The organism is Emticicia agri, assembly GCF_004168285.1.
Taxonomy (GTDB): Bacteria; Bacteroidota; Bacteroidia; order Cytophagales; family Spirosomataceae; genus Emticicia; species Emticicia agri.
The window spans coordinates 24,248-49,469 of sequence record NZ_SEWF01000004.1; the positions used below are offsets into that span (position 1 = coordinate 24,248).

Genomic DNA, 25,222 nt, shown 5'->3' on the forward strand with positions numbered 1-25,222 from the left:
CGATATTTGTGAGCAAAATACCTTAATTCACCGAATGAATTCGGTGGCTAAAATAACAAAGGTAAATTTTTAATGTAAAGGCCGACTTAAGTCGGCCGTGTTGATAAAAACACCTTTGTTAACTTAGACGGCGAATTCATTCGCTGATAATAAATATTATACATTATTTGGAGTACCATTATAATTCAAATTACCCTCTTATTCAATCATGCTTATTCAAAACTACGAAGAGTATCAAAAAGCCTATGAGGCAAGTGTGCAAGACCCTGAAGGCTTCTGGGCAGAAATTGCTGCCAATAATTTTGAATGGAAAAAGCCCTGGACAAAAGTATTAGACTGGAATTTTAAAGAACCAAAAATACAATGGTTTGTAGGCGGCAAACTCAATATAACTGAAAACTGCCTCGACCGCCATGTAAGAGACAAACCGCATCAGCCTGCCATTATCTGGGAACCCAACGACCCCGGTGAAGACAGCATTACGCTTACGTACCGCCAGTTGTTTGACCGTGTATGTAGTTTTGCCAATGTACTGAAACGCAACGGCGTAAAAAAAGGCGACAGGGTTTGTATTTATATGCCTATGATTCCCGAACTGGCTATTGCTACCTTAGCCTGCGCACGCATAGGTGCTATTCACTCAGTAGTGTTCGGGGGGTTTTCGGCTTCTTCAATTGCCGACCGCATCAATGATTCGCAATGTGTGGCTGTAATTACCACCGACGGAGCTGTGCGTGGCAATAAGTCTATACCGATGAAAGACACGGTTGATGATGCTCTGATTGGCTGCCCGACCGTAAAGAAAGTGATTGTAGCTACCCGTACCCGTACGCCAGTCAGCATGATTAAAGGGCGTGATGTGTGGTGGGAAGAAGAAGTAAAATTCGTTAATTCTGACTGTCCGGCAGAAGAAATGGACTCGGAAGACCCATTGTTTATCCTTTACACCTCTGGTTCTACCGGAAAACCTAAAGGCGTAGTACATACCTGCGGAGGCTATATGGTTTATACGGCCTATACCTTTATGAATGTATTTCAGTACAAGCCGGGCATGATACATTTCTGTACGGCCGATATTGGCTGGATAACCGGGCACTCCTACATCGTTTACGGGCCATTGGCTTGCGGTGCTATTTCATTGATGTTTGAAGGTGTGCCTACTTATCCGGATGCCGGGCGTTTCTGGGAAATTGTTGAAAAACATCGGGTTAATATTCTCTATACAGCACCAACGGCCATCCGTTCGCTGATGGGATTCGGAACAGAATATGTTGAAGGCAAAGATTTAAGTTCGCTTAAAATATTAGGTTCGGTAGGTGAGCCTATCAACGAAGAGGCATGGCATTGGTATAGCAAAAATATAGGTAAAGATAATTGTCCGGTAGTAGATACCTGGTGGCAGACCGAAACCGGAGGCATCCTGATTTCGGCATTAGCAGGTATTACGCCACTGAAACCAGCATGGGCTTCACTCCCATTACCGGGTGTACAAATGTTATTGGTTGATGAAAACGGCAAAGAGATTACAGGTGGCAATGTAAGTGGCAATTTATGTATCAAATTTCCGTGGCCGGCCACCATCCGCACTACGTGGGGCGACCATGAGCGTTGTCGTACCAATTATTTTGCCGCTTATCCGAATCTGTATTTTACAGGTGATGGTGCCATGCGAGATGAGAATGGTTTCTATAGAATCACAGGCCGGGTAGATGATGTACTGAATGTATCAGGACATAGAATCGGTACGGCTGAAGTTGAAAATGCCATTAATATGCACACGGGCGTGGTTGAATCGGCTGTGGTTGGTTATCCGCATGATATTAAAGGGCAGGGAATTTATGCCTATGTAATCTGCGAGAGCCATGCCAATGATTTGGAATTGACCAGAAAAGATATTTTAGCCACCGTATCAAGGGTGATTGGCCCTATTGCCAAGCCTGATAAAATTCAGTTTGTAAGCGGGCTCCCCAAAACCCGTTCGGGCAAAATCATGCGCCGGATTTTGCGTAAAATTGCCGAAGGTGAAACGGCTAATTTAGGAGATACTTCTACCCTGCTCGACCCGAATGTGGTGGAAGAAATTAAGAATGGGGCGCAACAAATGAGATAGGGTTTGGGGATTTTGTTTACTTTAAAAACCATATAGACATTTCACAGAGGTCTGTATGGCTTTTTTATTTTTTGCTACTACTACTTTTTATGGATTTCCTACTTTCTGCACTTAATCAGGTAAAACGGATAATTTTCTTCAATTTCTGCAATTTCAAACAAGCCATAGTTATCAAACTCTTCCTGAATTGAGTCGTGGTCATAAAAAAACATTTTTACGCCTTCAAATACTTCATAACGGTCTTTACTGACTAACTGACCTTTGCCATACGTATGTGCTTTTTTAGAAATAGTCGTAAAAACCATATAGCCATTTGATGCCAGTTGTTGATAACAATCGCTGATAAGTTTCTGCCTTTCGTGGGTATCGAGCAAATGAATGAGTGCATAGCAAAACACACCATCGTATTGTTGAGAATCAAAGGGCATATCTGCTACCGAGCCATGATAGATAGTCATATCGTACCCGTAGTGTTTTCTTGCCATTTCAATAGCCGTTTTAGAAATCTCGATTCCTGTTACAGCTATACCATTGTCTCTGAAAACCCGGGCGTTTCTGCCATACCCAAAACCGGGGATAAGGATATGCCTGATAGATTTCTCAACAAAAAAATCCTTGGTCAATACAGCCGAATAAGCAGGCTCAAAACCCCACATCTCCTGTTTTTCAATAAAATTAGCTTCCCAGAATTCCGTCATAGTATTTGTCATTAACATACTTTATCTTCTAATACTTCACATTGAAACTTTGCCTGATTCATAACTGCCTTTATATCTTTTGCCTCAATCATAGCACCTTCTACACGCAAGATGCTATGTACACATGGAAAAGACACCTCTGTATCTGCGAGGTCAAAATTAAACTTTAACCCCGTAAAGGCATTTGTAAGATTTTTCAGCAGCACATCGGCTTGCATTCGGGTTCTCACATCAGTAGTAAAAACTTCTATCATTGGTTGGTAGTAAAATTTTGTACATACACCATAGTATCTTCTAAAAGATATTCATGCAACATTGTTGCAATTAAAAAAGTTCATACCCTACCCAAAATTAAAATCAGGTTTTATCTCAAAAGCTGACTCTCATTCTTAACTTGTTTATATGCACACATATTCACCGTTAATTATATGTTAAATCCTATTCCATAAAAAAATATTGATAAAATTATTTGTCATAACAATTATTTTTATTTACTTTGCTAAACAATAATTGTTATAGCAAATATATGCCTATCTATCATAAATTAGGGAAAATACCTGCTAAACGCCATACACAATTTGAAAAACCCGATGGAAGCGGATTGTATTATGAGCAACTCTTCGGTACAATCGGGTTTGATGGCATGGCTTCGTTGATGTATCATCTACATCGCCCTACTCAGGTAATGCAGCTATTAGATAGCCAAGACATGAGGCCTAAAATAGCCGACACGCACCAGCTAATGATGCGCAAGCTGATTGGGTTTAATGTACAGCCTAAAGAAGACTTTATAGAGAGTCGGGTGCCTTTGTTAGTCAACAAAGATTGTATCATAGGGCTGGCTGCTCCACAGAAATCACTTCGGGATTATTTCTATAAAAATGCTGACTCGGACGAACTGCTGTTTATTCATAAAGGCTCGGGTACGCTACGTACACAATTAGGAAATATTACCTTTGAATATGGCGATTATCTGGTTATTCCGAGAGGGATGATTTATCAGATAGATTTTGATACCGCAGATAACCGGATTTTCTATGTTGAGTCGCATGCCCCTATTTATACCCCCAAGCGATACCGCAATCATTTCGGGCAATTACAGGAACATTCGCCTTACTGCGAGCGTGATTACAAACTGCCTGAAAATCTTGAAACGCATGATGAGAAGGGAGAATTTATCATAAAAATCAAGAAACAACAGCAACTCCACAGCCTTGTGTATCAATACCACCCGTTTGATGTGGTAGGCTTTGACGGATACAATTATCCGTGGGGCTTTTCGATACATAACTTTGAACCTATCACCGGGCGCATTCATCAGCCGCCACCGGTCCATCAGACCTTTCAGACCGATGCGTTTGTGGTGTGCTCGTTCTGTCCGAGGCTGTTCGATTATCATCCAAAAGCGATTCCAGCCCCTTATAATCACTCTAATATCGACTCAGACGAGGTTATTTATTATGTAGATGGCGATTTTATGAGCCGGAATGATATTGCACAAGGACATATTACCTTACACCCCGGCGGTATTCCACACGGGCCCGCCCCCGGAGCTATGGAGCGCAGTATAGGTAAAAAAGAAACGCAGGAACTGGCTGTTATGGTAGATACTTTCAGACCATTACAACTGACAGAAGAAGCCTTGAAACTCGACGACGGTAAGTATTTCCAAAGCTGGATAGATTGAGAAATTCCACAAAAAACTAACGCAATTATGCTTCATCAACCATCAAATATCATCAATCAGGCAGAAAACACCGATTTTCTACCGATTAATGGCACCGATTACCTTGAACTCTATGTGGGCAACTGTAAACAGGCTGCCCACTATTACCAGTCTGCTTTCGGGTTTCAGCCACTCGCCTATGCCGGGCTTGAAACCGGATTGAAAGACCGTGAGAGCTATGTTCTGCAACAGGGTAAAATCCGCCTGGTACTTACCTCACCCTTGCATGGAGGTACCGAAATAGGCAAACATATAGACAAACACGGTGATGGCGTAAAGGTAGTGGCCCTGTGGGTGGACGATGCCCGTGATGCCTATTATGAAACTATTTCACGCGGTGCTAAACCCTATATGGAGCCTGTAGAAGAAAAAGACGAACATGGCACAGTGGTACGTTCGGGTATTCATACCTATGGAGACACCGTGCATATTTTTGTAGAAAGAAGTCAGTATCATGGGGTATTTCTCCCGAATTTTCGTGCCTGGACACCCACCTATCGCCCGTCTCCGGTAGGATTAAAATTCGTTGACCACATGGTAGGAAATGTGGGTTGGAACGAAATGAATGAATGGGTAAATTTTTATGGTAACGTAATGGGTTTTAACCAGTTGGTAAGTTTCGACGATAAAGATATATCGACCGAATATACGGCTTTGATGAGCAAAGTGATGTCAAACGGTAACGGCCGAATCAAGTTTCCGATTAATGAACCCGCCGAGGGTAAAAAGAAATCTCAGGTAGAAGAATACCTCGATTTTTATGAAGGGGCAGGTGTACAACACCTGGCAGTAGCTACCGACGACATTATTACAACCGTAACCCATCTGCTCGAACGAGGCGTAGAATTTTTACGTGTACCTGACAATTATTACGAGGAACTGAAAGGCCGTATCGGAGATATTGACGAAGAAATAGAGCAGTTACAATCGTTGGGTATTCTGGTTGACAGAGACGAGGAAGGCTACCTGTTGCAGATTTTCAGCAAACCCATTGAGCCGCGCCCTACTATGTTCTTTGAAATTATTCAGAGAAAAGGGGCCAAATCTTTTGGCAAAGGAAATTTTAAGGCACTTTTTGAAGCCATTGAAAGAGAGCAGGTGTTGAGAGGCACTTTGTGATAAACCTGAAAAAATGATGAATCAAGCATATAAATCTTATACAGCCGACGACCACGAAGTGTGGCGGTTGCTGTTTGAAAGACAATTAGAAAAATTGCCGGGTCTGGCAAGTAAAGATTATCTCGAAGGTATTGAAAAAGCCGGTTTCACCGCAGACCATATACCTGATTTCGAGAAGGAACTGAACCCCAGATTGCAAGCCCTGACAGGCTGGTCGGTTATTGGTGTGCCGGGACTGGTGCCTATCAAAGAGTTTTTTGAGTTAATGGCCGCCCGACAATTTCCGGCTTCTACCTGGCTGCGTCGCCGTGACCAGTTAGAATATCTGGAAGAACCGGATATGTTTCACGACACATTTGGACACGTGCCTTTATTAACCAATAAGGCTTTTTGTGATTTTCTGGCTGAATTCAGCAAGATTTCGCTTAAATATATTGAAGATGAAGCCGCCGTAAGCATGATGCAACGGTTATATTGGTACACAGTTGAGTTTGGATTGGTAAGGGAAGATAATCAGCTGAAAATTTATGGTGGCGGTATTCTGTCGTCGAGCGGAGAGAGCGAGTACAGCCTGCACAGCGATGTGCCTGCGAGAGTACCTTACAATATGGAAGAAATTATTGCTACCGAAGTAAAAATTGATGAATACCAGAAAAAGTATTTCATCATTGACTCGTACGAACAGTTGTTTCATTCGTTACCTGAATTTGAAAAAGTTTTGGAGCAACAATTATTAGTATGTCAATAATTGAAGGTTTTTTCTACTTTTGTAAAATATTTTGCAACTTAGAAGTATTACAACAGAACATTCTTTTAAGTATTGTGATATAAATATCAGATTTATATTTTATGACAATAGCGGCCATTAACTCCGTATTTTACAAAAGAATTGACCAACAATAAAAGATGACGCACTCTGATCAACGCTCTTATTTTTTTAAAATAGATACCACTATCAAACGTATCCGTAGTTTTATGCAAAAGGGTCTCACGGATAATGGTATAGACCTGACTGTTGACCAATGGGTGGTGCTTGACCATATTAAGCCCAAACCGGGCATTAGTCAGAACGATTTAGCGGTTGATACAGCCAAAGATGCGCCTACTGTAACCCGAATCTTAGACCTTTTAGTAGAAAAAAAGTTGGTCAGACGCCAGATGGCCGACGACGACCGAAGAAAGTTTAATATATTTCTGACCGAAGAAGGCGAACAGTTACACACCAGAGCATTGGAAGTAATTGGCGAAATAAGAATGAAATCATGGGACGGGCTAACAGATAATGATTACGATGAATTGGTACGAATCATGAATACCATTCACAAAAACGTGAGTTAACACAAAGCTATTTTAACTTGTTTCAGAACCTGATGAACTCCTGGCTTACTATTCCTATAGACTCCGATTTCTCTATCCATAATCTTCCCTTTGGTATATTCAGCATTGGTAAAAAAGCCCCACGGGTGGGTGTCCGTATTGGCGATTTTGTGATAGATTTAGAACAATTACGAAAGTTTGGCTTGCTGGCAGTTCCCCGCAATGTTTGCAATCAGGCATCTCTGAATGCTTTTATCAACTTAGGCAAAAAGAAAACCAGTGCTATCAGACTGCAATTGCAGGATTGGCTGGTGCAGGAGAAATCTCCTTTAAAAAAGTATTTCAATCAGGCTTTTTACCCTATCGAATCAGTAAAAATGCACCTGCCTGTCAAAGTAGGCGATTATACCGATTTTTATTCAAGCCTTGAACACGCCACCAATGTAGGTAAGCTCTTCCGTCCTGATAATCCTTTGGTAGCCAACTGGAAACATGTGCCTATAGCCTATCATGGTAGGGCAAGTTCTATAGTGGTTTCAGGTACACCCATTATCCGGCCTAAAGGACAAATCAAACCTGCCGATAGCCCTACACCTATTTTCTCTCCTACGAAAGAAATGGATTTTGAGGTGGAAATTGGTGCGATTATAGGCAAAAATTCTGTATTAGGTGAAAGCATCAGCACAGCCGAGGCCGAAAGTTATCTGTTTGGCTTAGTCCTTTTTAACGATTGGTCAGCAAGAGATATACAACGGTGGGAATACCAGCCATTAGGGCCTTTTTTAGGCAAAAACTTTGCTTCTTCAATTTCTGCCTGGGTGGTTATGATGGAAGCCTTGGAGCATTTCAGAACCGAAACACCACCGCAAGACCCTCAGCCATTGCCTTATCTGGCTTTTGAAGGGAAAAAGAATTTTGATATTGAACTGAGCGTTCGGCTTAATATCGATGCTACCCATTCGCATACCATTTCACAAACCAATTTCAGGTATATGTACTGGAATCTGGCGCAGCAGATAGCCCATCATACGGTAAACGGCTGTAACCTGAAAATCGGGGATATACTGGCATCGGGTACTATCAGCGGCCCTGTGGCAGGTAGTAATGGATGCCTGCTTGAATTAAGTATGGGCGGAAAACAACCCATTGATGCGGGAAACGGACTTCAACGAACTTTCCTCGAAGATAACGATACTCTGATTATTGAAGGCTACTGCGAGAAAGAGGGCATAAGAGTAGGTTTTGGCGAAGTAAGCGGCAAGATAGTTGCGAGTCATTGATTTTTTTGTAATTTAACGCCAGTAATGGCTCGCATCAAAATTGCTAATCACCACTATCCTTATGACAAATACGATTATTATCATCATTTGTTCGCTTATACTTATTGCTTATCTTTTTGATATTTCGGCCAAAAAATCCAGAATACCCGGCGTTGTATTACTGCTTACGGTAGGGATAATTGCCCGGCTTATTACTACTTATACTGGTTTTCATGTACCTAATTTAGAGCCGTATCTGCCTGTCATTGGTACCATAGGCTTGATTCTGATTGTGCTTGAAGGTTCACTTGAATTAGAAATTGAATTACAGAAACGTAATCTATTTGTTTCAACTGTAAAAAGTGCTTTTTTCGGTCTTTTTCTGTTTAGTGCTGTATTAGCTGTAGGTCTGTACTATCTGACAGACAAACCTTTTTTGAGTTGTTTGGTCAATGCCATTCCATTGGGCATTATCAGCAGCGCCATTGCTATACCCAGTGTAAAGAACCTGACTCCCCATAACCGTGAATTTGTGGTTTACGAAAGCTCCATTTCAGATATTTTAGGAATTATTTTCTTTAATTTTCTGGTACTTCATGATTATTTCGGATTGATTACTTTTTCGTCTTTTCTGTTTGATATTGTCATTATCATTGCCTTATCTATTGTAGCAAGTATAGGTTTGGGAAGTATGATTAGCAAGTTGAATCATCATATCAAGTATATTCCTATTGTTACCATTCTCATTCTGTTGTATGTCATTACAAAAATTTATCATCTTCCTTCTTTAATGCTTGTCTTGATTTTCGGGTTATTTCTGAATAACGTTCATCTGATTAAGTTTGATTTTGTAAAAAAATGGATAAACCCTGAAACCATCAAAGCCGAAGTTAATTCGTTCGAACATCTGATTGCAGAGGTAACTTTTGTCATTAGGTCTTTCTTTTTTATTATGTTCGGGTATTATACCGACCTGAAAGCACTCCTGAGCCTGTCTGATTTTGTGAATGCCCTCCTGATACTGGTATTTATTTTTGCAGGTCGTTACCTGATTTTCCTGCTATTAAAAATCAAAACCGAGCCGTTGCTTTATATTGCCCCCCGTGGGCTGATTACCATATTATTGTTTTTAGCTATTCCGGAATCCCATCAGATTTTAGAAGTCAACAAAGGTTTGCTGACACAAGTCATATTCCTGACTGCCTTTGTGATGATGTTTGGAATGATTCGGCATAAAAAACCTGCTTAATGTATTATGCTTACGCTCAACCCCGAAGATTTAGACCCAAGGACTTTTTATAGTTATCTCACAGGTACAGTAGCCCCTCGCCCAATTGCTTTTGTGAGCAGTATAGATGTACCGGGAAATGTAAATCTAAGCCCTTTCAGTTTTTTTAATATCATGGGCATTAATCCGCCCTTATTGGTATTTGCACCGAATAACCGGGGCAGAGATGGCTCTAAAAAAGACACTACGCTTAATATCAGCGAAGTGCCGGAAGTGGTGATAAATATGGTTGATTACGCTATGGTACATCAGATGTCGCTGGCAAGTGTTGAGTTTCCACGGGGTATCAATGAATTTATTAAATCGGGCTTTACACCCGAACCCTCGGTGCTGGTTACACCGCCAAGGGTAAAAGAATCGCCTGCGCAGTTTGAATGTAAAGTGTTGGAAGTACGGGAAATAGGTACCATGAATCTTTACATCTGCCAGATAGTGATGGCACATTTTTCGGAGAAAATCGTAGGAGAAAACGGAAAAATAGACCAGAAAAAAACTGATTGGGTAGCCCGCATGGGTGCCGACTGGTATGCACACATAAGCGAAAGCACCATGTTTGAAGTAGAGAAACCCAATACGAAAATCGGTATAGGTTACGATGCTATTCCTGAAAGTATCCGACTCTCAAAAATTCTGACAGGTAACCATTTGGGGCAATTAGGTAATATAGAAGCAATGCCAACCAAAGAGGAAGTGCTGGCGTTCAGGCAGACATCAACGATGCAGAATATTTTTGAACAGGTGATGAATGGTTGTGCGTATCTGGATAACCTGCTACACGATGAAGCACAGCGACTTCTGGCGCAGAATAAGGTAAAAGAAGCATGGCTGGTACTTTTGCAAAGCCAACCTGAGTTTATGACAAAAAATTAAAAATGACCGGATAAAGAAAGCCCCATCCTTCAAATCAGCAAATCTGACGACTTAAAGGACAGGGATAAAATCTATAAGGATAGCTTAAATTGAGTAGTAAGATAATTGTATCAGCCTTTGTTACCACCACCGCCAAACATCTTGAATAAACCTACTATAACCAATACAATAACAATTATCACTACTACAATACCTGTATTAAAACCAGCTTTGAAAATGCCTGCAATGGCATCACATGATGAAATAATCAACACAAAGCAGATAACTAAAAGATAATTTATCAATTTCATGGCCTTTAAAAGTTTTAGTGAATTAAGTAATTTTAATTCCTAAAAAACCGTGCCAGCCATTTTAAAAATATCAGCCGTCAGGCTATAGTGTAGGTCTCCAGCGGAACGATTGGGCATCAACAGCCCGCATCGTACACAAAACTCCGTTCAGGTGGTCGTATTCGTGTTGTAATAATTCAGACAACGCATCTGTTGCCTCCCATCTTTGCTCCTGCCAGTTTTCGTCTAAATATTTCATTATTAGGCTCTTATGCCTTTTCACCTTCACCAAAAGATTCGGAAAACTCATACAATCGTCCCATAGTTCAAACATTTCGGTGCTTGTATCTTCCAATTCAGGATTAATAATCACCACAGGTTTATCTATATTCACATAAATCAGTCTTTTCATAATACCTAATTGTGGGGCGGCAATGCCTCTGCCAAAGTGGTATTTTGCCCGTATTTCTTCCATCACATGGTGTAAATCTTTTACCCATTCTTTCACCTGTGGTAATTCTCCTTGGGCAACAGGCTCACAGATTTCATACAGGCGAGGGTCGCCCAATAAAACTAAATCTTCTAAGTGTTTCATATAATCCCTGGGGGAAATTGTATTTTTGTTTATACAATAAATTTTATACTAATTTTCGGGTATGTTTCGTAATATATCCGACTCCGGGCTTAACAAATTTTAACGAATGGTGTTAAACTAAGTAGCGTATGAGTTTCGTTAAAGCCTGTGAAATAAATTTTAATCCCATGAAAAGAATATATCTGCTAATCTTCCTGTTTTGTGCGATACATAGTTTTGGTCAGACCATTACCTATACGCCGGAAATTGATGACCAGGTTACGTATGATACCGATATTACTAAAGTAGAGCTTCGGGACGAATTTACCATTATTTCTTTCAGTTATCAATACAGCAACCGAAGAAGCCAGAATTATAATTTCCCGATTCCTCTGCCTAATCAAAGGCAGACTTCTACGGCTACCATTTCTATCAATCCTAAAAGTTATCTGAACGGAAACGGCAAGCGTTTTAAATATATCAAATCAACAGGAATTCCTGAATTACCCGATTCTAAGCCTGTTTCGCCCGGTCAGGTTTATAATTTTACGGTTTATTATGAAAGATTAGACCCCGGCATTGAACTTTTTAACCTCATAGAAGGGAAAAACTCTCCTGAACAGACTTTACAATTCTGGAATTTCTACGGTGTGCATATCAAAAACCCATTAAGAAAACTACCAACTACACCCACAGAGCCGGTAACATTAACCATCAAAGGGAAAATATTAGATGCTAAAACTCAGAAACCCATTGCAGGCAAGGTAGTGTATCAGTTTGATAAAAACGCCACCAAAACCGGGTCGGTTCTGGTATCTGCTAACGGAGATTATACTTTTGCCTTGAGTCCTGATGCCTATACGCTCACAGCCACAGCCAAAGGCTATGAAGCCGAGCAGGCTCGTTTAGACTTATCGAAAATTAAACGTAACCAACAATTTACACAAAATATTTATCTGACTCAGGCCGTTGAAAAGACCGAGACCAAGCCAGCACCTAAAGAAACGCCTAAAAAAGACCCGCCAATAATCGAGAAACCTAAAGTAGAACCTCCGGTAATAGATACCACTACCGTTGCTCCTCCTAAAGAAGAAGCCGCTCCGGTAAAAGTAGAGGAAAATAAATTCAGGCTGGATAAAGTGTATTTTAATACAGGTGAATCAGGTTTACTGCCCGAGTCGTATGACCAGTTAGATGGTTTACTGAAAATGATGAAAGACAGCCCGACCATGAATATTATTATTGAAGGGCATACAGATAATATTGGCGACCCCACTCAAAACAAACGTTTGTCGTTAGAGCGAGCCTTTAATGTACGAGAATACCTGATTAAAAAAGGAATTGCAGGCAAACGTATCCAGTTTAAGGGCTATGGCGATACCAAACCCATTGCAGACAATGCCACAGAAAGTGGAAAGAAACTGAACAGAAGAGTAGAATTTGTGATTCTGAACCCGTAACTATTTGATAATCTTGGCGTTTCACTATTTAAGCAGTACAGTACCATGATGCTTTCTGCAAACTTAGTGAAACGCCGTTTTTTATTGTTCAGAATCTAATGCTTTCAATAATATCACTCGCTATCATGGCGGTTGTGCCTTTCAATTGGGCGGCTCTGTCTCCGGCCAATCCATGTTCATATACGCCCAATAGAGCGGCTTCTTCGGGTTTGTAACCTTGTGCCAATAGTGCCAGTATCATTCCAGTGAGCACATCTCCACTCCCACCCTTAGCCATGCCTGCATTTCCGGTCGAGTTAAAATGAATGGTGCCGTCAGGCAAGGCCACTGCTGTAAATGCGCCTTTGAGGCAAACGATACACTGATGACTGACTGCAAAATCTTCAAGCAATGCTAATTTTTCATAATCATTCTCCCACTTTTTGCCTATCAGCCGTTGAAACTCTTTAGGGTGAGGGGTTAAAACAGCTCCTTTCGGTAATAATGCCAGTAATTTCTTATCAGAGGCGATAATATTCAGCGCATCGGCATCAATAACAATAGGTACTTTCACTTGCTTCAATACTTCTTCTATCAGTCCGGCAGTTTTAGGCGCAGTTCCTATACCACAGCCTATCCCGATTGCCTGATAATTATCCAGTTTGGGTAATGTTTCTAAAAACGCCTTGTTTGCATCCGTTAGACACATAGCTTCCGGAATAGCTGTCTGAAGAATTGCATAGCCACATTCCGGTGCATAAACGGTTATTTTACCCACACCTGACCTCAGACAAGCCCGGGTTGATAGTACTGCTGCTCCTATCATTCCATAACTGCCTGCCATCATCAACGCATGACCGAAATGGCCTTTATTGGCAAATTTCGAACGGGGTTTAATGAATGCTTCGGCGATTTGGCTATCTGTATAAAAATACCGGCTTTCCAACTTCCCGATAAATTCTTCATGAAGCCCGATGCTTACCACTTCCCAATTACCTACAAAATCACCATTCTGTGGTAATACAAAAGCTAATTTGGGTGTTTGAAAAGTGATAGTATAATCAGCCTTCAGGATTATATCCTTATCCCCATTTAATGAATCAGCGAATAAACCTGTGGGTATGTCCACCGCCACTATCTCTGCCTCCGATTCATTCAGCTTTTCAACTGTCGATTCAATTAATCCTTCCAACGGTCTTGAGAGTCCTGCGCCTAACATGGCATCAATTATCAAATCATTTTTATTAAAATCAGGAATTTCATCAATCTCACTAATTTCTACCGGATGAATTTTATTTTGTAATCTTTCAAGATTCTTCTTAAAGTTGGCCGATTGTTTAGTGCTATGATTGATAATATAAATTTCAAGGTCATACCCTAAGGCATACAACATTCGTGCAATAGCCAGTCCATCGCCACCATTATCACCCACACCACACAACACGAGTATTTTTTTGTAGGAAACCGGAAAATGCCTGATAAAAATACTGACAAAGGCACGTGAGGCACGCTCCATGAGGTCAATAGAGGCAATCGGTTCATGGACAATAGTATATTCATCGGCTTCTTTTATCTCAGATATATAATTGCCTGCCTTTGTCTGCTTTCTTGTTAATAAAATTTTCATCAACTTTGTGTAATTAAATTGAGTGATTTAGCGATTTAGTGAATGAGTGATTTAGCTGCCGCTGGTGCGGTGATTGTTTTAATAAGCATTGCAAAGTCTATTAAAACAATTTATGAATTGCTCTTTATTAATCAGATAAAATTAGTTCATATTAATTAAAAAATACTAATCAAAATTAATCACTCAATCACACATTCACTTAATCACTAAATTATTTTTTTAACATGTCAGAATTTATCAGTGGCATTCAGCAAGTAGGAATTGGTGTGAGAGATGCAGCAGAAGCCTTCAATTGGTATAATAGAACCTTAGGACTGAATGTCCCGCTTTTTGATGATGTGGCAGAAGCCAAACTCATGACCCCACACACCAATGGCATTATCAGGCAACGTCGTGCCATTCTTGCTCTCAATATGGCCGGTGGTGGTGGTGCTGAAATCTGGCAATCGAACCGACCTGAGCCTGTTGCACCGGAATTTATGCCTGAACTGGGCGACTATGGCATTTTTGCGCTCAAGATTAAATCTTCAGACGTAAAACAATTTGCCGGAACGCAAAATTTAAAAGTAGAAACTTCGCCTGAAAACAAAAATCATAGCTGGTTACAAGACCCTTACGGAAACCAGTTGCAGATTGTAGCTGATAATTCATGGTTTAAGCCTAATAGTAGCCTTACCGGAGGTGTAGTCGGGGTTATTATTGGCGTAAGCGATATTGCCAAAGCACTGAAATTGTATAAAGATACTTTGGGCATCAGTGAAGTGGCTTACGACAAAAGCGGAAAATTTGAAGATTTTGCTACACTGGGCAAAGGCAATGTAAAATTCAGAAGGGTATTATTGCGCAAAGCCATGAATAACAACGGGGCTTTCAGCCGATTGTTAGGCAATGTAGAGATAGAATTAGTACAGAATCTTGAAGCGGACGCCAAGCCAAGAAAAATCTTTGAAAAACGTAGTTGGGGCGACTTAGGATTTATTCATTTGTGTTTCGACACATTAAATATGGATAATTTGAAACAACTTTGCCAGAAAAATGGTTTTCCTTTTACAGTAGATAGTAGCGATACCTTCGATATGGGCGAAGCAGGTGGCAGATTTACTTATATAGAAGACCCTGACGGTACGCTGATAGAGTTCGTTGAAACACATAGAGTGCCAATTTTAAAAAAAATCGGCTGGTATCTGAACCTTAAAAAAAGAAAAACGCAAAAACCTTTGCCTGACTGGATGGTTGCCACGATGGGTTGGGGCAAAGTAAAAGCGAAGGATTAAAGGGGTTTAGCAGGGGTAACGAATATTTTTATACGAAATTGAAAAAAATCTAAATTTTTTTTCAATCAAATTTTACCCAAGTAATTTTTTTTTATATATTAGCACCAATAAATACAACAAATGAAAAATCCTGACGTTTTTTGGATTTTACAGTAAAAATTATTAATTTTGCAGTCCGATTAGGAGAATGCTGGGTTTGTACGGTTCAGCCGCTTCACTAAGCGTATAAATTAATAATCAAGTAAATAACAAAGCAATGGATTTGATTAAATTGGTTGAGTCAGAATTTACTGGCAAAAGAGAAAATCAACCGGAATTTAAAGCAGGTGATACCGTAAACGTTCACGTTAAAATTAAAGAAGGTAACAAAGAGCGTATTCAGGTTTACACCGGTACAGTTATTCAGCGTCGTAATGCTGGTACAAATGGTGAGAGTTTTACCGTTCGTAAAATATCAAATGGCGTAGGTGTTGAGAGAATTTTCCCTATTTTATCGCCAAGTATTGATAAAATTGAGGTAGTACGTCATGGTAAAGTACGTCGTGCGAGATTGTTCTACTTACGTGGAAAACAAGGTAAAGCTGCTCGTATCAAAGAATTAAAGAAATAATGTACATCAAACCAGTAATAGTTAAACTATTCAGGTTTTCAGATGTCTAAAGATAAAAGTAATAGCTTTTTCATAATTTTGTATGGGAAAAGGTCGCTTCTTTGAAGCGGCTTTTTTTGTTTATGCCCCTCTGTATTATTCAATTTAAAGACACTAATTTTATAAAGAAAAGAATTAAGTTTGTGACGAATTTGTTGAGCAAATATGAACGACCAGACATATACAGGAAACTTTTATAAATACCAGGGCACAGGCAACGACTTTGTGATGATTGATAACCGTGACGGACAATTTCCTGTCAGCCAGCCTTATATAGCACATCTTTGCCACCGTCGTTTTGGAATCGGGGCAGATGGATTGATTTTATTACAGAATGACCCTGACTATGATTTCAGGATGGTGTACTTTAATGCCGATGGAGGCGAGGGCAGTATGTGTGGCAATGGTGGACGATGTACAGTACGTTTTGCTGAAGACTTGGGCATTTTTAGTGGCAATACTACTTTTATTGCTGTTGATGGTGAACACGAAGCCTCAGCAAGTTCAGAAGTTATCTCCTTAAAAATGGGACAAGTGCATGGCATTGAACACCACGACGACTATGATTTTATGAATACTGGTTCGCCGCATTATGTGAGATACGTTTCTGACATTAAAAACTTTGATGTAGTGAACGAAGGCAAAAAAGTAAGGTATGCCGATGACTGGGTCAAACGTGGAGGTACGAATGTAAACTTTGTAGAGGTGCTTGACGACGAAACTATTTATGTTCGCACCTACGAAAGAGGTGTTGAAGATGAAACCTATTCGTGTGGTACGGGTGTAACCGCCTGTGCTTTATCGGCACATCTGAAACACGGTATGCAAAGCCCTGTAAAAATTATTACCAATGGCGGAAATTTACAGGTAGCTTTTGATAAAGATTTTCAGAACATACATCTGATTGGCCCGGCGATCAGGGTATTTGGTGGGAAATTATAAATCCCGGTCAGCTATGTAATGAAGAGACGACATGCTGGCGTCTCCACAGGATTATCCAACCTATTGAATTTAATTTGACAGGAGATTTTGAAAACCAACAAAAGTTTTTTTGTTATTGATAGTTCTTCTTTTTGCATTGTTATCATCATCTATTAATAAAAGATGAAAATTGATAAATTGTTAAAAAATTGAATAGCTAAATACTATCTTCGCAACTATTACTTTAACCATATACTGCAATGACCGAATTCGCATTAACCATTGAATGGAAAGGTTTTGAGAAAGATAAGTATGTTCATACAGTTTTAGAAGACAATATTCTGCCCCCATATATCAGGCAATGCCGCTGGTTTGCCGGAAAAGCCCGTAAGATTAAACAGTTAAAGGTCAGGCACGTGGTACATTTTGAAGAATTTATCTTCATGATGTTTGAAGCCCGCTACGAAGAAAATGATGCCGAATTATACCTTTTACCCCTTTCCTTTATTGAAGACAATACGCAGGATATTCCGGCAAAGGGTATTCTGAGCAAGGCTGCGATGGACGACAAAACGGGGCATCTGGTTGATGCGATTTATGATGTTAATTTTCGGAGTGCTATTTACCGGTCTATTTTCAATCAGTCGCAGATACGCCAGTATAACCAGGATTTATTGACCTTTACCAAAGGTAAAGCATTTGAAGAAGAATCGGCTGAGATAGATTCTTATCTGCCTGACATTGATTCATCGAACTCTGCCATGATTTTTGGCGGAAAATACTTTCTGAAACTCTACCGGAAACTTTTTTCTGAAACCAATCCCGAGGTTGAAATGGTTGAGTTTATCACGCAGTATTCAGAGTTTAGAAATATCCCGTTATTTGCAGGAAGCATTACCTGGAATCGCAAAGATGAAGCTGCTACTACTTTCGGGGTAATGGTACAGGTAGTAGAAAATATCAAAGACGACTGGAGCATGACAGGCGATTACCTGAATGACTTTTTAGAAGCCTTTGTTGAAGGTAATTTTCAGATAAAAGAATCAGTTTTTGATAAAGTTACCCAATTAGCCCATCGTACAGCGCAAATGCACTTAGCTTTGTTTGCTTTACGTGGGGCTGATAATTTCAATGCAGAGCCTTTCGACCGTCAGTATAGAAGGTATCTGCACGAAAAATTTGAGAATTTATTAGAGCGTCGCTATACACTTCTGACAGACAATTACCTGAAATTAGACGAACAGGCACAAAATCTTGCCTGGACATTCATGGAGGCTAAAGACCTCATTCTTGACTTTATTGACCAGATACTTACCCGTCCGTTATCTTCTTTCCGTACCCGTATTCATGGCGATTATCATTTAGGGCAGATTTTAGCTACTAACGACGATTTAGTGATTATTGATTTTGAAGGAGAGCCGGAAAGCAGTATTACCGAGCGGAAAATTAAACATTCGCCTCTCAAAGATGTGGCAGGTATGATTCGTTCGTATCATTATGCTGTTTCGGCCAAATTGTTCAACTCTGCAGAAACAAGTACCAGAGAAACGATTGTCTTACAAAGAGCAGCCGACCGTTGGTATAAATTAATCAAGGATACCTATCTGGAAGAATACCTGTCGATGTTTGGCTCACCTCATCCCCTATTCAAAGACCCCAACGAGGTAAACTACTTACTTTTGTTCCATTTATTAGAAAAAGCCATTTACGAATTGGGCTATGAAGTAAATTACAGACCTACCTGGGTAAAAATTCCGTTGAAAGGAATTGTAGAAGTAATAAATGAAATAGAAAAACTACGACGTTGATATGAAAGCCTATTTTCAGAAACTTTTTGAACATGAGCATTGGGCAAATGTAAAGGTTTTAGAAACATTTTTAGAAGCAAGACAGGTGTCAGACCGCACACATGAGATAATTTCGCACATGGCCGCAGCTCAGACCATCTGGATAGAGCGCATGAATGGTATCACCTCTGATACAAAGGTCTGGTCGGTTTATGAAAAAGAAACCCTGAAAGGGTTATTTGATGCCAATTATCAGGCTTTACAAGCACTTATAGACAACGAAGATTTTGACCGTGTGGTACATTATACCAATTCAAGAGGCGAACACCATAGTAGTATTCTCAGCGATATACTTACACACATGGCTTTGCATGCGTCTTATCATCGTGGACAAATCATTTTATTAATCAAAGGTCAGGTAGAGAAACTTCCGGCTACTGACTATATTTTTTATTACCGTTAAATCGACTCAACATTCAAATGAATCATATACCTACATTCGACGACATCAGAGAAACCCACGAAAGAATTAGTATTTACATCAATAAAACTCCTGTATTAAGTTCAGATGCTATTAATGAACTGGCAGGTTGCTATGTATTCTTTAAATGCGAGAATTTACAAAAAATCGGGGCTTTCAAAGCACGTGGTGGAATGAATGCGGTATTGTCGTTGAGTAAAGAAGAACAGCAAAAAGGAATTACTACTCATTCGTCAGGAAATCATGCACAGGCCATTGCTTTAGCTGCCAAAGCTGTTGGTACAAAGGCTTATATTGTCATGCCTAACAATGCCCCCGAAATCAAGAAAAACGGGGTAAAATACCTGGGTGGCGAAATCATTGAATGTGAGCCTACCTTAGAAGCGAGAGAAACCACTGTGCAAAAGATAATTGATGAAAAAGGCGCCACATTTGTTCACCCTTTCAATAACTACGATGTAATAGCCGGACAAGCCACTGCGGCTATTGAACTCATAGAACAGGCAGGCGAATTAAACGTAATCATGGCTCCGGTTGGTGGTGGTGGCTTGTTGAGTGGTACAGCCTTAGCAGCACATTATTTAATGCCCAATGCAGAAGTAATAGCCGGAGAACCGGAAGGCGCAGCCGATGCCATACGCTCATTCAAAAGTGGGAAAATAGAAAAAGCTCCTTATATCAAGACCATTGCTGATGGTTTATTGACAAACTTGGGAGATAAGACTTTAGAGATTATCCGCACTTATGTGAAAGATATTATTACTGTTAGCGAAGAAGAGATTATTGCGGCTATGCGACTGGTGTGGGAGCAATTAAAAATTGTGATTGAGCCTTCTTCGGCAGTACCATTTGCAGCCTTATTGAAAGAAAATCAACGCTTTGCAGGCAAAAGAATAGGGATTATTTTGACTGGTGGGAATGTAGATTTGGGCAAATTGCCGTTTTGAGGGTTAAAATTGATATACATATTTACCACGGAGTGGCACTGAGTTTTGCACGAAGTTGCACAGAGAAATAGTTTAAACTTCGTGTACCTCCGTGGTAAACTTTGTGTTACTCCGTGGTTAAAAATTCTTATTTTATACCTTTACTCCTTCGCCTGAAACAAATCCGTAAAACTAAACGTGTTCCCATCAAACAACCCTAAATCACTTAGTTTTAATGAGGGTATTACTAATAAGGCCATAAACGACAAGCTCATAAATGGAGAGATAAGCGTGCTGCCCAACTGTTCTTTAGCAAATTTATCAATCATGGTATAGCTTTCAGCTACTTTATAACCGTCTTCATTACTCATTAATCCTGCCACAGGTAAAGCTAAGACTCCTTTTTTCAGATTACTTACAGCCGATACGCCTCCTTTTTCTCTTACAATCAGATTTACTGCTTCACAAATAGATTCATCGTCAACACCTACGGCAATGATATTATGCGAATCATGCGCCACTGAGGAAGCAATCGCTCCTTCTTTCAAACCGAAATTATTGATAAATGCAATGGCAGGTTTGGCTTCTGAATAACGATTATAAACCACTACTTTCAGTATATCATTCACAGTATCAGTTACAACCTTAGCTTTGACAATTTTCGGTTCTACCAAAAGCTCTTTCGTAATCAGTTGCCCGTCTATGGTTTGTATTACTCGTAGCAGATTCCCTTTGGGCGGAGCAACTACGACAATATCCTGTGGGTCAAGCGACTTACAGTTAAAATTATTGATTACTTCGCTTTTCAGATTTTCTATAAACGAAGTACCTTTCTCAGCTACCTTTTCCCCATCTATATAAGTTTCCAATACTTCAAAGTTTTCAAGATTATCTACGATGATGAAATCTGCCCAGTCTCCTTCTCTCAATAAACCTACGTTCATCCGGTAATGCAAAACCGGATTAATAGTTGCCATGCGTAGTACTTTAAACTTATCAATTCCTTTGGCAATGGCACGTTTGATGAGTTGATTGATATGCCCTTCGACTAAGTTATCCGGGTGTTTATCGTCAGAACAGAACATCATTTCTGAATACCAGGTATCCGCCAATGGAATCAGTTCTTCAAAATTCTTGGCAGCACTCCCCTCCCGAATCAGGATTTTCATGCCTAATTTTAATTTCTCTAATGCCTCTCCTTTGGTAAAACATTCGTGGTCAGTCTCTATACCCGCTTCAACATATTTTTTGGCTGAGGCACCTCTCAAACCCGGAGCGTGTCCGTCAATGGGTTTATTAAAGGCTTTGGCTAAAGCTAATTTCTGCATCACAACCGGGTCTTCATTCAACACACCCGGAAAGTTCATCATCTCAGCCAGATAGCCTACTTCTTTGTAAGTGAACAATTGCGCAATATCTTCGGCAGTTACAGTAGCCCCTGCTGTTTCAAAAGTGGTAGCCGGAACACAGGATGGTGCTCCAAAACAAAATTTGAAGGGTACTTTCCGGCCATCTTCAATCATGTATTTTACGCCCTCTACACCCAATACGTTGGCAATTTCATGAGGGTCAGAGACAGTTCCTATGGTGCCATGTACTACGGCCAGTCTTGCAAATTGGGCTGGTGTAAGCATTGAACTTTCTATATGAATATGTGCATCAATCAAACCCGGCAATATATACTGCTCCTCTGCCCTTTCTTCACCCATATATTTTATATGCTGAATTCTTCTGTTTTCTACTGTTATTTCTCCATATTCAATTGTTCCGTCAAACACATTTACAAGGTTGGCTGTATAGGTCGTCATTGTCTCTAAAACTTAATTTTATAGGGTAAATAGCTATGCTGATAGGTTGGTTATCTGTTTAAAAAATGAAGTTATCATTCTTTTTCAAAAAAGGCTAATCTGAGCCAACGAAAGCCTTAAAAATAATTACTTTTTTATCAAACGTGCGCTTTTCAAAAAAACATTTATTTTTTTGATACTTTTTGAATGATTTTACGTTTAAATGTATGAATAAATCAAAAGTATTTGAAATGAACAAAAACAACGTAGAATTGAACGAAAAGTTTGCAGAAAGACGTCGCTTCGATTTAATGGCCAGTTTAGCCATCGATGCGCTTGGTATGTCAACTTTTCTGTTACCTGCCCTGGGCGAAAGCTTCGATTTAGTTTTGGCTCCGGTAATTGCTGCCCTTATTTATTCTGTACACCGCACTACTTTTGGAGCCATATTCGGGTTTATAGAAGAGATTATTCCTTTTACCGATATTATTCCAACGGCTACCGTTTTGTGGGCATACCGTTATATTTTCAAGAAAAAAGAAACGTGGGAGCAATTTGCAGAGAAATATAATAAGAAAAATAATAAAAATATTGTTGTTCCGGTGTAAGAACAATAATGTGATGATTGAATCCCTGTAAAAGCAACAGACTACCTGTTGCTACAAATAAAAATCCCTTTCCTGTGTAAGAAAGGGATTTTTATTTGTCATAAATGGGCAAAAATATCAGAAATGTCTTTCTCCGGCTTCTCTTTTACCCAACATTACGGCTCCGGCCATAGCCACTAAAAGCAGTATCGAGATAAGTTCGAATGGCAACAGGTATTCGCCATAAAGCGATTTACCCAATACCTCAATCATACCACTCTGCGAGTTATAAGTCAAAGGATTCACAGGTTCACGTTCGGCTCTGCGCAAGAAAATAATTAATATTCCTCCTAAAATAACCGCCGTAATTACTGCAGTGATAATAATTTTGTCTTTTTTCATTTCTTCGCTTTCCTGTTTCATATTCAGAAACATGATAACGAACAGGAACAAGACCATGATAGCTCCCGCATACACAATGATATTTACAGCCGCCAAAAACTGTGCATTCAGCAGAATATAGTGTGCTGATAGTGAAAAGAAAGTAACTATCATATAAATGACACTATGCACAGGGTTGCGAGACATAACGGTACCTAATGCACCGAAAAGAGTCAGCACCGATAAAATAGCAAACGTGTAATAGATAGGCGGAAGGCTCAGTATGTTTTTAAAATATTCCATAGGTATTTTGTCTCAAATTGTACGTATTTGAGTTACGCATTATTTTTCCAGAGTTTCATTGCATCTTCTTTTGTCCAGGCATCGCGGCGGTAGCGGTTGTTAGGGTCTTCTACCAGTTTATCTTTGCCATAAATCACATCTTCACGCTCTGTAAATACAGGCACAAATTGATCATGACGTAAATAAACCGCCTGTTTAGGACAAGCCTCTTCGCAAAGGCCACAGAAAATACAGCGAAGCATATTAATTTCATACACTGCCGCATACTTCTCTTCACGATACAGATGTTCTTCACCCTTTTTTCTTTCCTGTGCTACCATTGAGATTGCTTCAGCCGGACAAGCCACTGCGCACAAACCACAGGCTGTGCAACGCTCACGTCCTTCTTCGTCTCTCTTCAGAATATGGTGTCCACGAAAAACAGGCCCTAAATATCTTTTTTGCTCAGGATACTGAATCGTAGGCTTTTTCATGAAAAAGTGACGAATCGTAATTCCTAAACCTGTTGCTAAAGATGGTAAGTAGCTGCGTTCAAATAAACTCAGCTCACTCTTATCAGTTTTTTTAGCTCTATTAGTTAATTGCATAATTTTAATATTTCAATACAAGCCATCTAACAGTATCAAACCTGATGGCCTGCCATATTTTAAGCACCTAAAATTGCCGCCTTTTTTCTTGGACGCATGGCCCAGACAACAGACAATATCACAACAAATACGATCAGCCCCACCCACATGCCTATAGCTAACTTATACCCTGAAAGCATGGATACTGCGGTAATAATCATGTTTACGACAGCTAACGGAATCAAGCCTTTCCAACCCAAATTCATTAATTGGTCGTAGCGGAAACGTGGAACTGTCCAGCGAACCCACATAAAGAAGAAGATTCCGAAAAGAATTTTGCTAAACATCACAAGGATACCGATTGCAGTACCTACGTTATGACCTACCGTTTGTCCCAAACCCGAATTCAATGCCGCCTGCACATTATCCATAAAAGGATAGTTATAACCACCAAAGAACAAACAAGCGGTTACAGCCGATGAAGCAAACATATTAATGTATTCAGCAAACAGATAGAATCCTAATTTCATTGAACTATACTCAGTATGATACCCTCCTACTAACTCGGTTTCACACTCAGGTAAGTCAAATGGTGTACGGTTACATTCAGCAAAGGCACACACTATAAAAATAAGGCAGCCTAACGGTTGATAGAATACATTCCAGTTAAGGAATCCGTGTTGTTGCTCAACAATGGTACGTAGCGACAATGAACCCGATAACATCAGAATAGCAATGATTGACATACCCATAGCTAATTCGTAGCTGATGTTCTGTGAGGCGGCACGAATAGCACCCAATAAAGAGAATTTATTGTTAGATGCCCATCCACCTATCATTACGCCATACACACCTAAAGAAACCACACCAAATACATACAATATACCAATGTTGATCTCGATAGCCTGTACGGTTACTGTTTTGCCATCAATCAAGAATGAATCACCGAAAGGTACAACAGCACTTGACATCAAAGCGGTAAGCATTGACAAACAAGGGCCTAAAATAAATAACCATTTATCTGCCTGCGCCGGAATAAAATCTTCTTTAAAGAACATTTTACCTGCATCGGCCAATGGTTGTAACAAACCACCCCATCCGGCACGGTTCGGACCACTTCTGTCCTGAATATAGCCGGCTACTTTACGTTCTGCCCAGGTTGAGTAGGCCGCAATGCCGAGGGTAATTGCAAAAATCACTAAAATAATCAGGGCCTTCCAAAGAAACATGGTTTCGTTTGCCCACTGCATAAATCCGTTCATAG

Annotated in this window: 25 protein-coding genes; 16 read left to right on the top strand and 9 right to left on the bottom strand. The window is 40.0% G+C overall.

The window, feature by feature from the left end; translation table 11 throughout:
* Positions 1–208 precede the first annotated feature (208 nt).
* On the top strand, positions 209–2,110 hold the full coding sequence (acs, locus tag EWM59_RS03355; RefSeq protein ID WP_130019537.1) for an acetate--CoA ligase: 1,902 nt from the start codon (positions 209–211) through the stop codon (positions 2,108–2,110).
* 98 nt (positions 2,111–2,208) lie between these two features.
* On the opposite strand, the gene EWM59_RS03360 is transcribed toward acs, so the two are convergent.
* Both EWM59_RS03360 and EWM59_RS03365 read right to left on the bottom strand, forming a co-directional pair.
* Positions 2,209–2,808, bottom strand: coding sequence for a class I SAM-dependent methyltransferase (locus tag EWM59_RS03360; RefSeq protein WP_130019538.1), 600 nt, complete (start codon positions 2,806–2,808; stop codon positions 2,209–2,211).
* 11 nt (positions 2,809–2,819) lie between these two features.
* On the bottom strand, positions 2,820–3,062 hold the full coding sequence (locus EWM59_RS03365; protein WP_130019539.1) for a hypothetical protein: 243 nt from the start codon (positions 3,060–3,062) through the stop codon (positions 2,820–2,822).
* 272 nt (positions 3,063–3,334) lie between these two features.
* Here EWM59_RS03365 and EWM59_RS03370 point away from each other — a divergent pair, with 272 nt between their 5' ends.
* The 7 genes from EWM59_RS03370 to EWM59_RS03400 all read left to right on the top strand — a co-directional run bounded on the left by EWM59_RS03370 (position 3,335) and on the right by EWM59_RS03400 (position 10,387).
* Complete coding sequence (locus tag EWM59_RS03370) at positions 3,335–4,495, top strand: homogentisate 1,2-dioxygenase (protein ID WP_130019540.1); 1,161 nt, start codon at positions 3,335–3,337, stop codon at positions 4,493–4,495.
* A gap of 27 nt (positions 4,496–4,522) precedes the next feature.
* A complete protein-coding gene (gene hppD / locus EWM59_RS03375) occupies positions 4,523–5,653 on the top strand; it encodes a 4-hydroxyphenylpyruvate dioxygenase (protein ID WP_130019541.1) in 1,131 nt (376 codons plus the stop codon).
* Positions 5,654–5,669: 16 nt separating this feature from the next.
* On the top strand, positions 5,670–6,401 hold the full coding sequence (gene phhA, locus EWM59_RS03380; protein WP_130019692.1) for a phenylalanine 4-monooxygenase: 732 nt from the start codon (positions 5,670–5,672) through the stop codon (positions 6,399–6,401).
* 158 nt (positions 6,402–6,559) lie between these two features.
* On the top strand, positions 6,560–6,991 hold the full coding sequence (locus tag EWM59_RS03385) for a MarR family winged helix-turn-helix transcriptional regulator (RefSeq protein WP_130019542.1): 432 nt from the start codon (positions 6,560–6,562) through the stop codon (positions 6,989–6,991).
* Positions 6,992–7,023: 32 nt separating this feature from the next.
* Positions 7,024–8,250 (top strand): fumarylacetoacetase, encoded by a 1,227-nt coding sequence (fahA, locus tag EWM59_RS03390; protein WP_130019543.1) that lies wholly within the window; start codon positions 7,024–7,026, stop codon positions 8,248–8,250.
* A gap of 61 nt (positions 8,251–8,311) precedes the next feature.
* Entirely contained in the window at positions 8,312–9,478 is a 1,167-nt protein-coding gene (locus tag EWM59_RS03395) for a cation:proton antiporter (protein ID WP_130019544.1), read from the top strand.
* 6 nt (positions 9,479–9,484) lie between these two features.
* Positions 9,485–10,387: a flavin reductase family protein gene (locus tag EWM59_RS03400; RefSeq protein ID WP_130019545.1), complete on the top strand. Its 903-nt coding sequence runs from the start codon at positions 9,485–9,487 to the stop codon at positions 10,385–10,387.
* A gap of 110 nt (positions 10,388–10,497) precedes the next feature.
* Here the strand turns inward: EWM59_RS03400 and EWM59_RS03405 are convergent, their stop codons facing one another.
* Positions 10,498–10,677 carry a hypothetical protein gene (locus EWM59_RS03405; protein WP_130019546.1) on the bottom strand — a complete coding sequence of 60 codons (180 nt, stop codon included), beginning with the start codon at positions 10,675–10,677 and terminating at the stop codon, positions 10,498–10,500.
* Between the two features lie 82 nt (positions 10,678–10,759).
* Positions 10,760–11,251, bottom strand: coding sequence for a peptide deformylase (locus EWM59_RS03410; RefSeq protein WP_130019547.1), 492 nt, complete (start codon positions 11,249–11,251; stop codon positions 10,760–10,762).
* A gap of 167 nt (positions 11,252–11,418) precedes the next feature.
* Here EWM59_RS03410 and EWM59_RS03415 point away from each other — a divergent pair, with 167 nt between their 5' ends.
* Positions 11,419–12,690 carry an OmpA family protein gene (locus tag EWM59_RS03415; RefSeq protein WP_165372093.1) on the top strand — a complete coding sequence of 424 codons (1,272 nt, stop codon included), beginning with the start codon at positions 11,419–11,421 and terminating at the stop codon, positions 12,688–12,690.
* A gap of 88 nt (positions 12,691–12,778) precedes the next feature.
* Here EWM59_RS03415 and EWM59_RS03420 read toward each other — a convergent pair whose 3' ends face one another.
* A complete protein-coding gene (locus tag EWM59_RS03420) occupies positions 12,779–14,296 on the bottom strand; it encodes an NAD(P)H-hydrate dehydratase (protein ID WP_130019549.1) in 1,518 nt (505 codons plus the stop codon).
* Between the two features lie 224 nt (positions 14,297–14,520).
* Between EWM59_RS03420 and EWM59_RS03425 the strand changes: the two genes are divergently transcribed.
* The 6 genes from EWM59_RS03425 to EWM59_RS03450 all read left to right on the top strand — a co-directional run bounded on the left by EWM59_RS03425 (position 14,521) and on the right by EWM59_RS03450 (position 20,355).
* Positions 14,521–15,570, top strand: a complete 1,050-nt coding sequence (locus EWM59_RS03425; protein ID WP_130019550.1) for a VOC family protein — start codon at positions 14,521–14,523, stop codon at positions 15,568–15,570.
* A gap of 256 nt (positions 15,571–15,826) precedes the next feature.
* The gene (rplS, locus tag EWM59_RS03430; protein WP_130019551.1) at positions 15,827–16,180 is read left to right on the top strand and encodes a 50S ribosomal protein L19; all 354 of its coding nucleotides are present in this window, start codon (positions 15,827–15,829) and stop codon (positions 16,178–16,180) included.
* Between the two features lie 204 nt (positions 16,181–16,384).
* The gene (gene dapF / locus EWM59_RS03435; RefSeq protein ID WP_130019552.1) at positions 16,385–17,161 is read left to right on the top strand and encodes a diaminopimelate epimerase; all 777 of its coding nucleotides are present in this window, start codon (positions 16,385–16,387) and stop codon (positions 17,159–17,161) included.
* 239 nt (positions 17,162–17,400) lie between these two features.
* On the top strand, positions 17,401–18,948 hold the full coding sequence (locus tag EWM59_RS03440; RefSeq protein WP_130019553.1) for a putative maltokinase: 1,548 nt from the start codon (positions 17,401–17,403) through the stop codon (positions 18,946–18,948).
* Position 18,949: 1 nt separating this feature from the next.
* Positions 18,950–19,390: a DinB family protein gene (locus EWM59_RS03445; RefSeq protein WP_130019554.1), complete on the top strand. Its 441-nt coding sequence runs from the start codon at positions 18,950–18,952 to the stop codon at positions 19,388–19,390.
* A gap of 17 nt (positions 19,391–19,407) precedes the next feature.
* Positions 19,408–20,355, top strand: a complete 948-nt coding sequence (locus tag EWM59_RS03450) for a threonine ammonia-lyase (protein WP_130019555.1) — start codon at positions 19,408–19,410, stop codon at positions 20,353–20,355.
* 140 nt (positions 20,356–20,495) lie between these two features.
* Here the strand turns inward: EWM59_RS03450 and ade are convergent, their stop codons facing one another.
* Positions 20,496–22,142: an adenine deaminase gene (gene ade / locus EWM59_RS03455; protein ID WP_130019556.1), complete on the bottom strand. Its 1,647-nt coding sequence runs from the start codon at positions 22,140–22,142 to the stop codon at positions 20,496–20,498.
* Positions 22,143–22,348: 206 nt separating this feature from the next.
* On the opposite strand from ade, the gene EWM59_RS03460 reads away from it, so the two are divergent.
* Positions 22,349–22,729: a hypothetical protein gene (locus tag EWM59_RS03460; RefSeq protein WP_130019557.1), complete on the top strand. Its 381-nt coding sequence runs from the start codon at positions 22,349–22,351 to the stop codon at positions 22,727–22,729.
* Positions 22,730–22,846: 117 nt separating this feature from the next.
* Here the strand turns inward: EWM59_RS03460 and EWM59_RS03465 are convergent, their stop codons facing one another.
* From EWM59_RS03465 to nuoH, 3 genes are read right to left on the bottom strand one after another with little or no spacing between them, the layout of a single operon-like run.
* A complete protein-coding gene (locus tag EWM59_RS03465; protein WP_130019558.1) occupies positions 22,847–23,392 on the bottom strand; it encodes an NADH-quinone oxidoreductase subunit J family protein in 546 nt (181 codons plus the stop codon).
* Positions 23,393–23,424: 32 nt separating this feature from the next.
* The gene (locus EWM59_RS03470) at positions 23,425–23,979 is read right to left on the bottom strand and encodes a 4Fe-4S binding protein (RefSeq protein WP_130019559.1); all 555 of its coding nucleotides are present in this window, start codon (positions 23,977–23,979) and stop codon (positions 23,425–23,427) included.
* Positions 23,980–24,038: 59 nt separating this feature from the next.
* A complete protein-coding gene (nuoH, locus tag EWM59_RS03475) occupies positions 24,039–25,220 on the bottom strand; it encodes an NADH-quinone oxidoreductase subunit NuoH (protein WP_130019560.1) in 1,182 nt (393 codons plus the stop codon).
* Positions 25,221–25,222 lie beyond the last annotated feature (2 nt).

Bases quoted from the DNA above. Each gene is read 5' to 3' on its own strand.
- acs (WP_130019537.1), top strand. From the start codon at position 209: ATGCTTATTCAAAACTACGAAGAGTATCAAAAAGCCTATGAGGCAAGT.
- EWM59_RS03360 (WP_130019538.1), bottom strand. From the start codon at position 2,808: ATGACGGAATTCTGGGAAGCTAATTTTATTGAAAAACAGGAGATGTGG.
- EWM59_RS03365 (WP_130019539.1), bottom strand. From the start codon at position 3,062: ATGATAGAAGTTTTTACTACTGATGTGAGAACCCGAATGCAAGCCGAT.
- EWM59_RS03370 (WP_130019540.1), top strand. From the start codon at position 3,335: ATGCCTATCTATCATAAATTAGGGAAAATACCTGCTAAACGCCATACA.
- hppD (WP_130019541.1), top strand. From the start codon at position 4,523: ATGCTTCATCAACCATCAAATATCATCAATCAGGCAGAAAACACCGAT.
- phhA (WP_130019692.1), top strand. From the start codon at position 5,670: ATGAATCAAGCATATAAATCTTATACAGCCGACGACCACGAAGTGTGG.
- EWM59_RS03385 (WP_130019542.1), top strand. From the start codon at position 6,560: ATGACGCACTCTGATCAACGCTCTTATTTTTTTAAAATAGATACCACT.
- fahA (WP_130019543.1), top strand. From the start codon at position 7,024: ATGAACTCCTGGCTTACTATTCCTATAGACTCCGATTTCTCTATCCAT.
- EWM59_RS03395 (WP_130019544.1), top strand. From the start codon at position 8,312: ATGACAAATACGATTATTATCATCATTTGTTCGCTTATACTTATTGCT.
- EWM59_RS03400 (WP_130019545.1), top strand. From the start codon at position 9,485: ATGCTTACGCTCAACCCCGAAGATTTAGACCCAAGGACTTTTTATAGT.
- EWM59_RS03405 (WP_130019546.1), bottom strand. From the start codon at position 10,677: ATGAAATTGATAAATTATCTTTTAGTTATCTGCTTTGTGTTGATTATT.
- EWM59_RS03410 (WP_130019547.1), bottom strand. From the start codon at position 11,251: ATGAAACACTTAGAAGATTTAGTTTTATTGGGCGACCCTCGCCTGTAT.
- EWM59_RS03415 (WP_165372093.1), top strand. From the start codon at position 11,419: ATGAAAAGAATATATCTGCTAATCTTCCTGTTTTGTGCGATACATAGT.
- EWM59_RS03420 (WP_130019549.1), bottom strand. From the start codon at position 14,296: ATGAAAATTTTATTAACAAGAAAGCAGACAAAGGCAGGCAATTATATA.
- EWM59_RS03425 (WP_130019550.1), top strand. From the start codon at position 14,521: ATGTCAGAATTTATCAGTGGCATTCAGCAAGTAGGAATTGGTGTGAGA.
- rplS (WP_130019551.1), top strand. From the start codon at position 15,827: ATGGATTTGATTAAATTGGTTGAGTCAGAATTTACTGGCAAAAGAGAA.
- dapF (WP_130019552.1), top strand. From the start codon at position 16,385: ATGAACGACCAGACATATACAGGAAACTTTTATAAATACCAGGGCACA.
- EWM59_RS03440 (WP_130019553.1), top strand. From the start codon at position 17,401: ATGACCGAATTCGCATTAACCATTGAATGGAAAGGTTTTGAGAAAGAT.
- EWM59_RS03445 (WP_130019554.1), top strand. From the start codon at position 18,950: ATGAAAGCCTATTTTCAGAAACTTTTTGAACATGAGCATTGGGCAAAT.
- EWM59_RS03450 (WP_130019555.1), top strand. From the start codon at position 19,408: ATGAATCATATACCTACATTCGACGACATCAGAGAAACCCACGAAAGA.
- ade (WP_130019556.1), bottom strand. From the start codon at position 22,142: ATGACGACCTATACAGCCAACCTTGTAAATGTGTTTGACGGAACAATT.
- EWM59_RS03460 (WP_130019557.1), top strand. From the start codon at position 22,349: ATGAATAAATCAAAAGTATTTGAAATGAACAAAAACAACGTAGAATTG.
- EWM59_RS03465 (WP_130019558.1), bottom strand. From the start codon at position 23,392: ATGGAATATTTTAAAAACATACTGAGCCTTCCGCCTATCTATTACACG.
- EWM59_RS03470 (WP_130019559.1), bottom strand. From the start codon at position 23,979: ATGCAATTAACTAATAGAGCTAAAAAAACTGATAAGAGTGAGCTGAGT.
- nuoH (WP_130019560.1), bottom strand. From the start codon at position 25,220: ATGAACGGATTTATGCAGTGGGCAAACGAAACCATGTTTCTTTGGAAG.